Here is a 15,197-nt window from a genome sequence, read left to right on the forward strand (position 1 = left end):
TGACTCCGGGCGCTTTCGTGACGCGGTTGAGAGCATGCGTTAGAGAACAAGAACTGTTCGCATTGTAGTGGGCGAAGACCCTGGCCGGCAATCAGATGCTTTTGCGTATGAGAATATTTATCATTAATATTGCTCGCCTGTGGGTTCGGCTTGTCGGCCGGCCATTTTCGTTTCAGGGTCGAAACATGAAAGCCAAACTCGCCACACTTCCCATGTCCTATCGTCTGGCCGTCACCTCGCGGGTGCTGGCGGCGGTGTTTGGTGGTTATCTGGTAGCGGCGCTGGCCAGTGTCACGCTGACGCTGTGGTTGCCGATGAACCGCGCCGAAGCCGTGGTGACCGGCATGACCGTTTCGTTTCTGGTCTATCTGGTGGCTGTGCTCTGGTGCTTCGCCTGCCGCACCGCGTGGTCGGCGTGGGTCGGTTTGCTGGTGCCGAGCGTGATTCTGGCAACTGTCTCTGGCGCGGCGCGCGGCTTGGGTTACGCATGAAAGAGGGTTTTCGTCAGGCGATGGCCTGGTTGCACACCTGGACGGGACTGATCTTCGGCTGGCTGTTGTTCGCGATTTTCCTGACCGGCACCCTGGCCTACTTCAAGGATGAAATCAGTCACTGGATGCAGCCGGAAATTGCGGCGCGATCAGTCAATGCCGAAACCAGCCTGACGTTGGCCGAGGACTATCTGCAACAACATGCGGCCGGCGCCTCACGCTGGCTGATCGATTTGCCCGATGCCCGTGATCCCGGCCTCTCGGTGCGTTGGCAGCAGGCACCGGCAAAAAACGGCGAGCGCGGGCGCTTCGAATCGAAAACCCTCGACGCGCAAACCGGCGCTGAAGTGCAGGGCCGCGAAAGCATGGGCGGCGAGTTCTTTTACCGCTTTCATTTCCAGTTGCAGATGCCTTATCCGTGGGGACGCTGGCTGTCGACCATCGCGGCCATGGTGATGTTTGTCGCACTGATCACCGGGATCATCACCCACAAGAAAATCTTCAAGGACTTCTTCACCTTCCGACCGCGCAAAGGCCAGCGTTCCTGGCTCGACGGGCATAACGCCGTGGGCGTGCTGGTGTTGCCGTTTCACTTGATGATCACCTACAGCAGCCTGGTGATTTTCATGTCGATGGTCATGCCCGCCAGCATCGTGGCGTCCTATGGCAGTGACGTGCGCACGTTCTATGACGAAGTTTTCCCGGCCTCGAAGACGCCGGAACGGGCGAATGTCGCTGCGCCGCTGGCAGCCATGGCGCCGCTGTTGAGCAAAGCCAGCGAGCAATGGTCAGGCGGCCACACTGCTCGGCTTTCGGTGAACAATCCGGGGGATGCCAATGCCACGGTAGTGTTGTCCCGGGCGGGTGATCGCATCGTCCACGATTTCGGCAGTGCCGTGACCTTTAACGGTGTCACTGGCGAAATGCTCGGCAGCACACCTGATCAACCGGCGGCGATGGCGGTGGGTGGGACGTTCTATGGCTTACACATGGGGCACTTCGCCGGTCCGCTGTTGCGTTGGCTGTATTTCATCTGCGGTCTGGCCGGCACGGCGATGATCGGCACCGGCCTGGTGATCTGGCTCGGCAAGCGTCAGCTCAAACACGCCAAGAGCGGCGTCATGCCGTTCGAACTGCGTTTGGTAGAAGTGCTGAACATTGCCAGCATGAGCGGCCTGGTGGCGGCGGTGGCGATGTTTTTCCTCGCCAACCGTCTACTGCCAGTGAGTATGGCCGAGCGTGCGGACTGGGAAGTGAATGCATTTTTCATCACCTGGGGTTTGAGTGTTGTGCATGCCTTGCTGCGTCGGGGGCGCAGGGCTTGGGTTGAGCAACTTGCGTTCGGCGCGCTGCTGTTTATTGCGCTGCCGCTGATCAATGCGCTGACTCCGTGGAATCTCGCGGCCACCTTGGCGCAGGGCGATTGGGCGCTGGCGGGGTTCGACCTGACGTGTCTCGCAACAGGCCTGTTGCTGGTTTGGGCGGCGATGAAAATGCACCGCGCCGGCAACACCGTCAGGGTCAAAAGAACACCGCGCGAAGCCAGTCGGCCGGTCTCGCTTGAGCAAGGGGCAAACTGATGTTGTTGCCGCTATTGCTCACTTACGCCGGGTTCAGCGCACTGTGCCTGTCGATGCCTCGGCACCACGATGAATTGCTCGGCAACAAACCGTCTGTTCGCCGCGCTCAGGCCTTGAAACTGGTTGGCTGGTCGTTGCTGGCATTGTCGCTGTGGGCGGCGGTGGCGGCGGGCGGCTGGAGTTTCGGTCTGGTCGACTGGTTCGCGGTGTTGATGCTCAGCGCCCTCGTGCTGGTGTTGCTGCTGCCTTACCGCCCGCGTCTGGCATTGGCGTTGGCCGCTGCGAGCCTGTTGGCCAGTCCGGTCGTCGCATGGGCGCTGAGCTGAAATGCTGATCGGTCTGCCGCCGGATTCACGCGACGACGAGCCGCGTGGCGCCCGCGCACATTTTCTTCAGGTATTCCTGTCCCAGCGTTCGCAAATGGAAGCGTTGGTGAATCGTCGTGTCGGCTGCCGGGCGACGGCGGCGGACCTGGTGCAGGATTTGTTCCTGCGGTTCTGGCGCCGGCCACTGGTGCAGGTCGAAGAACTCAGCACCTATCTTCTGCGTTGCGCCGGCAACATCGCCATCGACCACTTGCGCAGCGAAGGCACGCGGGTTCGGGTCAACGAAGGCTGGATGCCGGACGAACCGGACAGCCAGGGCAGTGAACCGCAAGCTGCGCTGGAGGCGGGCAACGATTTGCGCCACGTCGAAGCGGCCCTGCGAGCATTGCCCGAGCGTACGCGGCAGATTTTCCTGCTCAACCGCATTCACGGTCGCAAGTACGCCGAAATCGCCAGGGCAATGGGCTTGTCCCAAAGCGCCGTGGAAAAACATATGATGCGCGCCCTCGACGCCTGCAAGGCCAGCCTGCGAGAGCCCGAACCGCGCACGCCAAGGAAAGCACCGTGAACCACGCCGAACGCGTCATCCCGACGCCCGCCCAGGAACAGGCCGCTTTCGCCTGGCTGAGTTTGCTGCACGATCAGCCCAGCAGTGGCGATCAGCTCACCTTCAGTCATTGGCTACAGGCCGATCCCGCCCACGCCGAGGCGTATGCCCAGGCGCAAGTGGTGTGGGAATTGAGTGAAGTGCCGGCGCGGACCTTGGCCGACGAACAGGCGTTTGCCCTACAGGGTTACCTCAATGCGATGAACCGTTCGCGGCGCACCAGCGTGCGACGTTGGTCCGGTGCGTTGGTGATGGCTGCGTGCCTGTTGCTGATGGTTGGCCTCGGTGCGGGTTGGCAGCCGTTGCGTTGGGCTGATGATCTGGGCGCGGATTATGTTTCGGCACCGGGGCAAATTCGCACCGTCACCCTGGCCGATCAATCCCAAGTCACCCTCGATGCCGACAGCGCGATTGCCGTGGATTTCAGCCGTGGCGAGCGGCACGTGCAGTTGCGTCGAGGCGCCGGTTTTTTCAGCGTGACCCATACCGGCGAGCCGTTTGTGGTCGAGGCCGAAAAAGGTCAGGCGCGGGTGCTGGGCACGCAGTTTGAAGTACGCCTGCAACCCCACGGCGCGCGGGTGACGGTGTTGTCCGGGCGGGTTGGCGTGATGGCGGACCGCAATGCCGAGCAGCAAATTCTCACCGCCGGCCAGCAAGTGGCATATGGCGAGGGCTCGGCGGAAAAACTGCATGCCGTGGACAGCGAGGCGCAACTGGCTTGGCGCCAGGGCTGGCTCAATTACTACAAGGCGAGCCTGGCGGATGTGGTGCAAGACCTGCGGCGCTACTACCCGGGGCGGATTCTGCTGCTCAACGATGAGCTGGCAGCGCGCAAGGTCAGTGGCAGTTTCCCGAGCAAGGATCCGCAGGCTGTGTTGAGTTCCCTGCAAGGGGTGTTGGGGTTTGAGCAGCATCAGGTGTTGGGGCATCTGATTATTTTGCGTTGAGGCCACTGGCCTCTTCGCGAGCAGGCTCGCTCCCACACTGGATCTGTTATCGACACAAAATCCCTGTGGGGGCTAGCCTGCTCGCGAAGGCGTCGGGCCCGACAACACACCTCCAAAAATATTTTCAAAATATTAGTGAGGTAAACCCAACCCAGATCCGTGTAGTGACTGAAACTGCGAGTCATTCGCATTCCGTAGCGGTTCTACACAGGTCACTAGCAATGAAGTCCAGGGCAAAATCGGGTTCGGTCAAACAGTGGTTCGGCGCATCTGCACTGAGTTTTTCGGCATTGGCGCTGCTGCCGCTCAGCGTGGCATTGGCCGCTGAAGCCAGCAGCACGCAACAGCGCACGCCGTTCAACTTTGCCATGGCCGCCAAACCGCTGCCCCAGGCCCTGAGCGACTTCAGCCGCATCACCGGCACCAGCGTGGTCTATACCGACGAAGCGCCCTACGGCCTCAATGCCCCGGCAATCAGCGGGCAGATGAGCGCCGAACAGGCGATGCAGCGTTTGCTCAGTGGCTCGGGCTTCACCTTCCGTCGCACCGACGCGCACACCCTGGCGCTGGAGCCCATCCCCACTGCCGGCACCCTGAACCTCGGCGCGACCACCATCACCTCGGCGATGGACGAAACCCAGAGCTACCAGCCACCGCCGACCAGCAACGTGATGCGCAGCTCGGCATTGATTCAAGAAATCCCGCAGACCATCAACGTGATCCCGGCCCAGGTCATTCGCGACCAGGCCCCGCGCAATCTCGATGACGCCTTGGCCAACGTCAGCGGCATCACCCAGGGCAACACCCTGGCCAGCACTCAGGATTCGGTGATGACCCGCGGCTTCGGCGATAACCGCAACGGCTCGATCATGCGCGACAGCATGCCGATCGTGCAGGGTCGCGGCATGAACGCCACTGTCGACCGGGTCGAAGTGCTCAAGGGCCCGGCGTCCTTGCTCTACGGCATCCAGGACCCGGGCGGCGTGGTCAATATGGTCAGCAAAAAACCGGAACTGACCCCATACAACGCGCTGACCCTGCGCGGTTCGAGCTACGGCGACGGCAAGAACGGCAGTGGCGGAGGCCTCGACAGCACCGGGGCACTCGGTGATTCCGGGTTGGCCTACCGCATGGTTCTGGACCACGAGGACGAAGACTACTGGCGCAACTTCGGCACCCGCCGCGAAACCCTGGTGGCGCCGTCCCTGGCCTGGTTCGGCGAAAGCACCAAGCTGTTGTTCTCCTACGAACACCGTGAGTTTTTGACCCCGTTCGACCGTGGCACCGTGATCGATCCACGCACCAACCACCCGTTGGACATCTCGCGCAATGAGCGTCTCGACGAGCCGTTCAACAACATGGAAGGACGTTCGGACCTTTACCACTTCGAGGCCGATCACGAGCTCAACGACAACTGGAAGGCCCACTTTGGCTACAGCTGGAACCGCGAAACCTACGACGCCAGCCAGGTGCGCATCACCGCCATCGACACCAAGAATGGCACGCTGACCCGCAGCATGGACGGCACGCAGAACGCCATTAGCACCGACCGTTTCACCACCGCCAGCCTCGAAGGCAAAGTGAACGTGCTGGGCATGCAGCACGACCTGGTGTTCGGCGTCGACGACGAGTACCGCAAGATCTACCGCGAAGACCTGATCCGCCAGAAAAGCCTGAGCACCTTCAGCTACGTCAACCCGGTCTACGGCCGCGAAGTCGCCGGCACCACCGTCAGCCCGGCCGACAGCGCCCAGACCGATTTGCTGCGCAGCGATTCGATCTTCATGCAGGACTCGATTCACCTCACCGACCAGTGGATCCTGGTGGCCGGCGGGCGCTTCCAGGAATACGACCAGTACGCCGGCAAAGGCGTGCCGTTCCACGCCAACACCGACAGCAACGGCCAGAAATTTGTGCCGCGCGCCGGTCTGGTCTATCGCTACACCGATGAACTGTCGTTCTACGGCAGCTACACCGAATCGTTCAAACCCAACTCGACCATCGCACCGTTGAGCGGCAGCAGCGTCGTGCTCGACGGCAGCGTTGCGCCGGAAGAAGCCAAGTCCTGGGAAATCGGCGCCAAGCTCGACATGCCGGGGCGCATCACCGGTAACGTCGCACTGTTCGACATCAAGAAACGCAACGTACTGATCGCCAACTCCGAAGGCCCGACGACCATTTACAGCGCCGCCGGCGAAGTACGTTCCCGGGGGCTGGAAGTGGACCTGACCGGTCAGCTCAGCGACCGCTGGAGCATGATCGGCAGCTACGCCTACACCGATGCCGAAGTCACCGAAGACCCGGACTACAAGGGCAAGAGACTGCAAAACGTCGCCAAGAACACCGGCTCGCTGTCGGCGGTCTACGACTTCGGCACCATCGTTGGCGGCGATCAACTGCGGGTCGGCGCCGGAGCGCGTTATGTCGGTGAGCGGGCGGGTAACGCGGTCAACGATTTCGACCTGCCGGGCTACACCGTGGCCGATGCCTTCGCTACCTACGACACCAAAGTCGAAGGGCAGAAGGTCAAGTTTCAACTCAACGTGAAGAACCTGTTTGACCGCACCTACTACACCTCGGCGGCGAGCCGGTTCTTTGTGTCCATGGGCGATTCGCGGCAGGTGTCGCTCTCCAGCACTCTGGAGTTCTGACAGTAGACCGCGTCATCGTTCTTCGCGAGCAAGCCCGCTCCCACATTTGATCGCATTCGCGTGGACGAACGCGGTCACCTGTGGGAGCGAGCCTGCTCGCGAAGACGGCCTCAAAGCCACCAGCAATCTTCGGGATTACCGCAAAAACGCCTGGCGATATTCGCCAGGCGTTCCACCCAACACCTGCCGAAACCGATTGGTGAAATGACTCGCACTGGCAAACCCACAGGCCAATGCAATTTCCCCCAACGGCTGCGATGTTGAACGCAATAATTCCCGCGCCCGGCTCATGCGTCGTGCCAACACATACTGATGTGGCGGTAAGCCAAAGCTCTCCCGGAACATCCGCGCAAAGTGATATTCCGACAGCGCACACAACCCCGCCAACTGCCCCAGGCTGATCGCTTCGGCCAACTGACTGTCGATGAACTCCACCAACTGCCGCCGCTGATGCGCGGCCAGTCCGCCCTTCAATCGCAAACCCTGTCGCATGCCGACCTGATTGAGCAGCGCATGGCTGAGCATTTCGTGGGCCAGACTGCTGGTGAGCACGCGCTCGCCGGGTTCATCCCAATTGAGCGTGAGCATCTGCCGAAAGCGCCGGGCTTGTTGTGGGTCGTCGAGAAAGGTCGCTTCGCGCAATTGCAGCTCACGCGGTTCGCGGTCCAGCAGCGTGACGCAGCCGAGGGCGAATTGTTCGGGGCTGAAATACAGGTGGGCCAGGCGAATGTCGCCGTTGATCACCCAGCCGGACTGGTGCTCGGCCGGCAGGATGCACAGTTTGTCCGGGCTACCCTTGTTGCCGGGCTGGTCACGGCGAAAGGTCCCGGTGCCGCCGGCGATGTAGCAAGAGAGGGTGTGGTGAGTCGGCGCTTCGTAGTCCTGGGCGTCGTGATGGTTGCTCCACAAGGCTGCAGCCATGCCGTCACCGAGCTCGGCACTGTGCTCGAGGCGAGCATTGGGCGAGCGGTTGAGGGCTTGAAAGACTTGCAGCGTTTCCAGTGCGGGCATGATCGTTTTCTCTCCAACGCCTTGCATCCTACTCCGTAGACCTTGGCCTGCCAGCCTGTCGGCCGACAAAAGCGCAAGTTTATGCAAGCGCTCCAACCTTCGGTGCAGCACCCTGATTCTCAATTCAGCGCAAACCTTGTGGTGAGGGAGCTTGTCGCAACGTCCCGCTTGAGTGCGTAGCGCTCACAAGTTTTTGGGGCAGCTTCGCAGCCCTTCGGGGATAAATCCCCTCGCCACAACAGCGCTTGGCATTGCCTTCGGGAGTTCTCGATTATGAACCTGTCGTTGTATTTGTTGACCGTGCTGATCTGGGGCACCACCTGGATTGCCTTGAAATGGCAACTGGGGGTGGTGGCGATTCCGGTGTCGATTGTCTATCGCTTCGGCCTCGCCGCGCTGGTGTTGTTCGTGATGTTGCTGCTCAGCCGGCGCCTGCAAGTGATGAACCGTCGCGGGCATTTGATCTGCCTGGCGCAGGGGTTGTGCCTGTTCTGCGTCAACTTCATGTGTTTCCTGACGGCCAGCCAATGGATCCCCAGCGGTCTGGTGGCCGTGGTGTTTTCCACGGCTACGTTGTGGAACGCCCTGAATGCGCGGGTGTTCTTCGGCCAGAAAATCGCTCGCAACGTATTGATGGGCGGCGCTCTGGGTTTGTTCGGACTGGGGTTGCTGTTCTGGCCAGAGCTGGCCGGCCACACCGCCAGCCCGCAAACCCTGCTCGGCCTGGGCCTGGCCCTGTGCGGCACGTTGTGTTTCTCGGCCGGCAACATGCTGTCGAGCCTGCAACAGAAGGCCGGGCTCAAACCCCTGACCACCAACGCCTGGGGCATGGCTTATGGTGCGGCGATGCTGTCGGTGTGGTGCCTGGTCAAAGGTATTCCGTTCGACATTGAATGGAATGCGCGCTACATCGGCTCGCTGATGTACCTGGTAATCCCCGGTTCGGTGATCGGCTTCACCGCTTACCTGACACTGGTCGGGCGCATGGGCCCGGAGCGCGCGGCGTATTGCACGGTGTTGTTTCCGGTGGTGGCGCTGAACGTCTCGGCGTATGCCGAAGGCTATCAATGGACCGCGCCGGCGCTGATGGGGTTGGTGCTGGTGATGCTGGGTAACGTGCTGGTGTTTCGTAAACCGAAAGCCACGATCATGCCGAGAGCTTATAGCGCTGAAGTTTGAGTGGGGCTGTTGTTGAATTTCAAGTTGTGTAGTCAGTTGGAACGGGCAAGTGCATGTTTGCACCTGCCCGTTTTTTTAGCCGTTCCAGACCAGCGGGTTAACCAGGTCCTGCGGTCGTTCGCCCAGCAGGGCGCTGCGCAAATTGGTCAAGGCACGATTGGCCATGGCTTCGCGGGTTTCGTGTGTAGCAGAGCCGATGTGCGGCAACGTCACGGCGTTTTTCAATTGGAACAATGGTGACTCGGCCAGCGGTTCTTTCTCGTAGACATCGAGGCCTGCGCCGCGAATCTGGTTGTTCTGCAGCGCTTCGATCAGAGCGGGCTCATCCACCACCGGACCGCGAGCGATGTTCACCAGGATTGCACTCGGCTTCATCAACGCCAGTTCGCGGTGGCTGATCAGGTGTTTGGTTTTCTCGCTGAGCGGCACCACCAGGCAGACGAAATCGGCTTCGGCCAGCAACTGGTCGAGGCTGCGGAACTGCGCGCCGAGTTGCTGTTCCAGTTCAGTCTTGCGGCTATTACCGCTGTAGATAATCGGCATGTTGAAACCCAACCGACCACGACGGGCGATGGCCGCGCCGATGTTGCCCATGCCGACGATGCCCAACGTTTTGCCGTGCACATCGCAGCCAAACAATGGCGCGCCGACGGTCGCTTGCCACTGGCCGGCCTTGGTCCAGGCGTCCAGTTCGGCGACGCGGCGGGCACTGCTCATGAGCAAGGCGAAGGCCAGGTCGGCGGTGCTTTCGGTGAGCACGTCGGGCGTGTTGGTGAGCATGATCCCGCGTTCGTTGAAGTAGGCGACGTCATAGTTGTCGTAGCCGACCGAGACGCTGGAGACCACTTCCAGTTTGGCGGCGTTTTCCAGCTGCGCGCGGCCAAGTTTGCGACCGACGCCGATCAGCCCGTGGGCGTGGGGCAGGGCTTCGTTGAACTGGGCGTTGATGTCACCGTTTTTTGGGTTCGGCACGATCACGTCGAAATCCTGTTTCAGGCGTTCGATCATTTCCGGGGTGACACGGCTGAAGGCGAGGACGGTTTTTTTCATTGCTGAGGGCTCGACGGGCTTGATTGCAAGCAAGCTAACATTTTCTCGCTTTGATTGTCTTGGTGGTCTTGGCGGCCTTTGGGCCGACCATGTTCTTGGTGGTTGAGTACATATCCGTTGCTGCGGTAGCGGCTACTTAGGGTTTCGCCCTTACGGCGAGGCACTTTTTTCAAACGCCAAAAAAGTACCCAAAAAGGCTCGCCCCGGCGTCCGGCCCCTCGCCTAGGCTCGGCGTGCCTTCGTTCCGGTATTCATCTGGGGGCATCGCCTACGGTCTGCTTCGCGACGACCTCCTCTCGATGTGTGCGGCTTCGCCGCACGGCGCTACGCGCCCACCCCCGGATCATTCCCTCCACTCAGCCTTCCGACGTCGCCCTTGGATCAAGATCAAGGGCTGCTGTCGAGCTAACGCTCATCCTGTTGAGTGGGGCGGCTGCGCCGCGAATTTTTTGTAGGAGCTGCCGCAGGATGCGATCTTTTGATCTGGTGTTTGATCTGGCGTTTGATCTGGCGTTTGATCTGGCGTTTGATCTGGCGTTTGATCTGGCATTTGATCTGGCGTTTGATCTGGCGTTTGATCTGGCGTTTGATCTGGCGTTTGATCTGGCGTTTGATCTGGCGTTTGATCTGGCGTTTGATCTGGCGTTTGATCTGGCGTTTGATCTGGCGTTTGATCTGGCGTTTGATCTGGCGTTTGATCTGGCGTTTGATCTGGCGTTTGATCTGGCGTTTGATCTGGCGTTTGATCTGGCGTTTGATCTGGCTTTTGTAGGAGCGAGGCTTGCCCGCGAAGGCGGCCTGACAGCCGACCTATCTCTCCCGGATGCACTCGGTCCAATTGTGGGAGCTAGCCCTGCTGGCGATAGCGGTGTGTCCGCCACCCTACATGTTGGAGTTCCCGACGCCTTCGCGAGCAGGCTCGCTTCCACAAGGCTTCAGTGCTGAGGGCTGGCGGATTTCGACGTTATCCAGCACCTGACTCACCGCCAGTTCCGCGAGCATGATGATCTGCTGAATGCAGTTCACCAGAGACGGCGAGCTGTTGATGGTGACCATTTCCCGGCCACTCTGCCTTCCGACGTCGCCTGTGGATCAAGACCAGGAGCGGCAGCCGAGCTATCGCTCATCCTGTTGAGTGGTCAGAAGGGTGCGCTGAGCTTTTGATGGTTTTCTTATAATAATAAGACTTGTTTTTGTCGTGGTTTATTGCGGACTGATATATAGGCCTGTTAGTTCTGACAGGTGTGGAAGAGGACTAATTACGGCAGTCTTCTGTTTCGTAATCTTGCGATGATTAATTTCTTATAAAGGGACTTCTTATGAAAAATGAATTTTTTATAACTTCAAAAAAACAAATGGCCGTGAAAGGTACAGCCAATGTACTCATTGATAGTCTTGCTCCATTCACTGGAGTGGTTGACACCTTCGGCACGGATGGTGAATACGTGGTTGTAATTGCAAAGCAGCAGTTTGATGCAAAACGATCAGCGAGCCTGCACTGCGAATTCAAGGCTGACATCACCAATGGCAAGCATAATTATGAGGAGGATTCGGGCCTGCGTATTAGTTATATGCTGTCCGAGGAAGTCGAATTGGGAACTAAATTCACTCCGTATCCGGCTGTTTATGGGAGTGGGACGTTAGATGTGACTTTCGATTTAGTTAAAGGTACGTTGGCGCTTGGATTTGACCTGGATGTTCAAAACAATCCAACGGAACCACGGTTGAAAGCGAAGGGCGCATTCCGAGATGTCTCTGATCTCGATCATCTCAAGAAGTAACAGATCTGTTTTTACGCAATACGGGCTTTGCTGACTGCCATGGTCCAGCGGGACTTCCTCGTTGATCAATAGACGTGGAAGTTCCGTTCTGAACAGAGGCTGCTCTAAGGGATCAGCGGTGCATGGCTGGCAGTATCACTTCCAAATGATCCAGCCCCGATCCACCGGCAATTCCGCCAGCATTATGATTTGCTGAATCGCCAGAATCGCATTCCGCTGTGGCGGATCGACGTCAGCAGCAATGTCACTGCGCTGGCCAAAGCCTGCATCCCCCGAAAACATATTCAACTCACTTGCGAGGGACAACCGAGGCGACCCGTCGCAAACGTCCAAACATTCACCCGCGTCTGCAGAGCGCCAATTTCAATTCGCCACCCGAACCCCACCCAAACTCCCGCTCAATTCATACGCCGCCAATTCCGCCTGATGCGCCGCCAATATCTCCGGCAACGACCCGCGCAAATACTCGACCCAGGTCTTGATCTTCGCATCCAGGTACTGCCGCGACGGGTAGATCGCGTACAGGTTCAATTCCTGCGAGCGGTAGTTCGGCATCACCCGCACCAGCGTGCCATTGCGCAGCCCTTCAATCGCCGCGTACACCGGCAACACGCCAACGCCCATGCCGCTGGTGATCGCGGTTTTCATCGCATCGGCGGAGTTGACCAAAAACGGTGAGCTATTAATGGTGACCATTTCCTGGCCTTCGGGGCCGTCGAAGGTCCATTTCTCCAGCGGGATCACCGGGCTGACCAGGCGCAGGCAGGCGTGGTTGAGCAGGTCGCTGGGTTTGTGCGCGCAGCCGTTGGCTTTTACATAGGCCGGCGAGGCGCAAACGATGCTGTAGGTGATGCCCAAGCGTTGGGAGACGAAGCCCGAGTCCGGCAGTTCGCTGGCGAGCACGATGGACACGTCGTAGCCCTCGTCCAGCAGGTCCGGTACGCGGTTGGCCATGGTCAAGTCGAAGGTCACGTCCGGGTGGGTCTTGCGGTAGCGGGCGATGGCGTCGATCACGAAGTGTTGGCCGATGCCGGTCATGGTGTGCACTTTGAGCTGCCCGGCCGGGCGGGCGTGGGCGTCGCTGGCCTCGGCTTCGGCTTCTTCGACGTAGGCCAGGATCTGCTCGCAACGCAATAGATAGCGCTTGCCGGCCTCGGTCAGGGCGATGCGGCGTGTCGTTCGGTTGAGCAGACGGGTTTGCAGGTGGGCTTCCAGGGTGGAGACCGCGCGCGAGACATTGGCTGTCGTGGTGTCCAGCTGCACGGCGGCGGCGGTGAAGCTGCCGGCCTGGGCCACGTAACTGAAGGCGCGCATGTTTTGCAAAGTGTCCATGGGGTGCTCTCGGGTTCGATGGCAAATTGTGACACGAAGTTTCGTGGTCTGAGACCCCGACCAAGGGATTATCGCGTTAACGGTAACAAAGATTCACAGGAATCCCAGCTTATCGCCGTTCGGGTCGCCCCATAGAATTGCGCCACCGCAGGAACTGGCGTACGGCACAAACCCTGTGGGAGCGAGCTTGCTCGCGAAAGCGGTGGGTCATTCAACAATGATGTCGACTGACAGGGCCTCTTCGCGAGCAAGCCCGCTCCCACAGGGGGCAGTGTCCGTTCCCCAAAATCTCATGCCTCCCTCACTCAGGAATTTGCAGCAGTGCCGCGTCGCATCAACAGAGCGCTCAAGACGTTCAGTGTTTTGGCTTTAACCCTGGCAATCAGCGGCTGCGTCGGTACCGGAGGTATTGCCCCACAGGGCAAGGCGCTGGAGGCCGATTCACTGGCCACCGACGAAGCCATCCAGAACGCTGCACAGGACGCTCACTGGCCCACCGCGCAATGGTGGCAGGCCTATGGCGACCCGCAACTGAATCGCTGGATCGACCTCGCCGTGCAAGGCAGCCCGACCATGGCCATGGCTACCGCCCGGGTGCGTCAGGCCAAGTCCATGGCCGGTATCGCTGAGGCCGCGGAGTCGGTGCAGATCAATGGCGAGGCGACCCTCAAGCGCCACAACTGGGCGACCGATCAGTTCTACGGCCCCGGCGAGTTGGCGAATACGACCACCTGGGACAACAACGCCTCGCTGGGTTTCAGTTATGCCCTGGACCTCTGGGGCCGCGAAAGCAACGCCACCGAACGCGCCGTGGACATGGCACACATGACGGCCGCCGAAGCGCGGCTGGCCCAGCTCGAATTGCAGAACAACATCGTGCGCGCCTACATCGAGCTCTCGCTGCATTACGCGCAGCGGGACATCGTCGCCGCGACGTTGAAGCAGCAACAGCAAATCCTCGACCTGGCGCAAAAGCGCCTGAACGGCGGGATCGGCACCCATTTCGAAGTCAGCCAGGCTGAAACGCCGCTGCCGGAAACCCATCGGCAGATCGATGCCCTGGACGAAGAAATCGCCCTGAGCCGCAATCAACTCGCCGCACTCGCCGGCAAAGGTCCGGGCGAGGGCGCGCAGTTACAGCGGCCGACCCTGGCGTTGGGCGCCGCGCTGAAATTGCCGTCATCGTTGCCCGCGCAATTGCTCGGCCAACGCCCGGATGTGGTCGCCAGTCGCTGGCAAGTCGCGGCTCAGGCCCGAGGCATTGATGTGGCGCACGCCGGTTTCTACCCCAACGTTGACCTGGTCGGCAGCCTCGGCTACATGGCCACCGGCGGCGGGGCGCTGGAGTTTTTGACCGGCAAGAAGCTCAACTACAGTGTCGGCCCGGCGATCTCGCTGCCGATTTTCGACGGCGGCCGTTTGCGCTCGGAGCTGGGCGAAGCCTCAGCCGGGTATGACATCGCGGTGGCCAAGTACAACCAGACGCTGGTCAATGCGCTGAAGAACATCTCCGATCAGTTGATCCGCCGTGAGTCGATGGACAAGCAACAGGTGTTCGCCGCCGAGTCGGTGGCCACGGCGCAGAAGACTTACGACATCGCGATGATTGCCTACCAGCGTGGGCTCACTGATTACCTCAATGTGCTGAATGCCCAGACGTTGTTGTTCAAGCAGCAGCAGGTTCAGCAGCAGGTTCAGGCGGCGCGACTCAGTGCTCATGCTGAGTTGGTAACAGCGCTCGGCGGCGGATTAGGCGCCGGCAACGACGTGCCGACAGCCAGCCAGACCGCCGCACCGAAAACCCCGGCGCTGCTGCGGTGAACCCAAAATCTCTGGTGGGAGTGTCCTCCCTTGGAGTGGACCGCAAAACCTGTGGCGAGGGGATTTATCCCCGTTCGGCGGCGCAGCCGTCGCAAAGCCAGTGCACGCGGTGTGACTGTGGGAATCGGGTCGCAGGTTTTGGGGCCGCTTCACAGCCCAACGGGGATAAATCCCCTCGCCACAGGGGCTGCGTACGCCGTAGCAAATTCTTCAATTCTCGATCATTGAGCAGGATTTAATGACTCCCTTAAAAACCCAAGCCCCGAAAACCCCGGCGCTGCTGCGGTGAACCCAAAATCTCTGGTGGGAGTGTCCTCCCTTGGAATGGACCGCAAAAACTGTGGCGAGGGGGCTTGCCCCCGTTCGGCTGCGCAGCAGTCGTAAAACCTGCCGACGCGGTGCGTCAGAAAAAATGCGGTTG

At 60.2% G+C, this 15,197-nt stretch carries 13 protein-coding genes and 1 pseudogene; 10 read left to right on the forward strand and 4 right to left on the reverse strand.

Features of this window, described 5'->3' with window-relative positions; translation table 11 throughout:
- The first annotated feature begins 185 nt into the window (after window positions 1-185).
- The 6 genes from JFT87_RS09585 to JFT87_RS09610 all read left to right on the forward strand — a co-directional run bounded on the left by JFT87_RS09585 (window position 186) and on the right by JFT87_RS09610 (window position 6,602).
- On the forward strand, window positions 186-491 hold the full coding sequence (locus JFT87_RS09585; protein WP_201200712.1) for a DUF3649 domain-containing protein: 306 nt from the start codon (window positions 186-188) through the stop codon (window positions 489-491).
- Entirely contained in the window at window positions 488-2,071 is a 1,584-nt protein-coding gene (locus JFT87_RS09590; RefSeq protein ID WP_201200715.1) for a PepSY-associated TM helix domain-containing protein, read from the forward strand. Before JFT87_RS09585 ends, JFT87_RS09590 begins: the two co-directional genes overlap by 4 nt.
- Window positions 2,071-2,397 carry a DUF3325 domain-containing protein gene (locus JFT87_RS09595; protein ID WP_201200716.1) on the forward strand — a complete coding sequence of 109 codons (327 nt, stop codon included), beginning with the start codon at window positions 2,071-2,073 and terminating at the stop codon, window positions 2,395-2,397. Before JFT87_RS09590 ends, JFT87_RS09595 begins: the two co-directional genes overlap by 1 nt.
- Before the next feature lies 1 nt (window position 2,398).
- Entirely contained in the window at window positions 2,399-2,965 is a 567-nt protein-coding gene (locus JFT87_RS09600) for an RNA polymerase sigma factor (protein WP_201200718.1), read from the forward strand.
- Window positions 2,962-3,951 (forward strand): FecR domain-containing protein, encoded by a 990-nt coding sequence (locus tag JFT87_RS09605; protein ID WP_201200721.1) that lies wholly within the window; start codon window positions 2,962-2,964, stop codon window positions 3,949-3,951. The genes JFT87_RS09600 and JFT87_RS09605 overlap by 4 nt, the downstream gene beginning before the upstream one ends.
- Before the next feature lie 221 nt (window positions 3,952-4,172).
- A complete protein-coding gene (locus JFT87_RS09610; protein ID WP_201200723.1) occupies window positions 4,173-6,602 on the forward strand; it encodes a TonB-dependent siderophore receptor in 2,430 nt (809 codons plus the stop codon).
- Window positions 6,603-6,737: 135 nt separating this feature from the next.
- On the opposite strand, the gene JFT87_RS09615 is transcribed toward JFT87_RS09610, so the two are convergent.
- Window positions 6,738-7,613: a helix-turn-helix domain-containing protein gene (locus tag JFT87_RS09615; protein ID WP_201200726.1), complete on the reverse strand. Its 876-nt coding sequence runs from the start codon at window positions 7,611-7,613 to the stop codon at window positions 6,738-6,740.
- A 273-nt stretch (window positions 7,614-7,886) separates the two neighbouring features.
- Here JFT87_RS09615 and JFT87_RS09620 point away from each other — a divergent pair, with 273 nt between their 5' ends.
- Window positions 7,887-8,792 carry a DMT family transporter gene (locus JFT87_RS09620; protein ID WP_201200728.1) on the forward strand — a complete coding sequence of 302 codons (906 nt, stop codon included), beginning with the start codon at window positions 7,887-7,889 and terminating at the stop codon, window positions 8,790-8,792.
- Window positions 8,793-8,867: 75 nt separating this feature from the next.
- On the opposite strand, the gene JFT87_RS09625 is transcribed toward JFT87_RS09620, so the two are convergent.
- A complete protein-coding gene (locus JFT87_RS09625) occupies window positions 8,868-9,842 on the reverse strand; it encodes a 2-hydroxyacid dehydrogenase (protein ID WP_201200731.1) in 975 nt (324 codons plus the stop codon).
- A 468-nt stretch (window positions 9,843-10,310) separates the two neighbouring features.
- Between JFT87_RS09625 and JFT87_RS09630 the strand changes: the two genes are divergently transcribed.
- Both JFT87_RS09630 and JFT87_RS09635 read left to right on the forward strand, forming a co-directional pair.
- On the forward strand, window positions 10,311-10,787 hold the full coding sequence (locus tag JFT87_RS09630) for a hypothetical protein (RefSeq protein WP_201200733.1): 477 nt from the start codon (window positions 10,311-10,313) through the stop codon (window positions 10,785-10,787).
- Between the two features lie 374 nt (window positions 10,788-11,161).
- Window positions 11,162-11,623: a hypothetical protein gene (locus JFT87_RS09635; RefSeq protein ID WP_201200736.1), complete on the forward strand. Its 462-nt coding sequence runs from the start codon at window positions 11,162-11,164 to the stop codon at window positions 11,621-11,623.
- 112 nt (window positions 11,624-11,735) lie between these two features.
- On the opposite strand, the pseudogene JFT87_RS28805 reads toward JFT87_RS09635, so the two are convergent.
- Both JFT87_RS28805 and JFT87_RS09640 read right to left on the reverse strand, forming a co-directional pair.
- Window positions 11,736-11,872 (reverse strand): annotated as a pseudogene (locus tag JFT87_RS28805) (DUF6124 family protein); the annotation flags it as partial.
- A gap of 114 nt (window positions 11,873-11,986) precedes the next feature.
- Entirely contained in the window at window positions 11,987-12,955 is a 969-nt protein-coding gene (locus JFT87_RS09640) for a LysR family transcriptional regulator (protein ID WP_201200738.1), read from the reverse strand.
- 321 nt (window positions 12,956-13,276) lie between these two features.
- On the opposite strand from JFT87_RS09640, the gene JFT87_RS09645 reads away from it, so the two are divergent.
- Window positions 13,277-14,776: an efflux transporter outer membrane subunit gene (locus tag JFT87_RS09645; protein WP_201200740.1), complete on the forward strand. Its 1,500-nt coding sequence runs from the start codon at window positions 13,277-13,279 to the stop codon at window positions 14,774-14,776.
- The last annotated feature ends 421 nt before the right edge of the window (window positions 14,777-15,197 follow it).

Origin of the sequence: Pseudomonas sp. TH15 (assembly GCF_016651105.1) — a bacterium.
Classification (GTDB): Bacteria; Pseudomonadota; Gammaproteobacteria; order Pseudomonadales; family Pseudomonadaceae; genus Aquipseudomonas.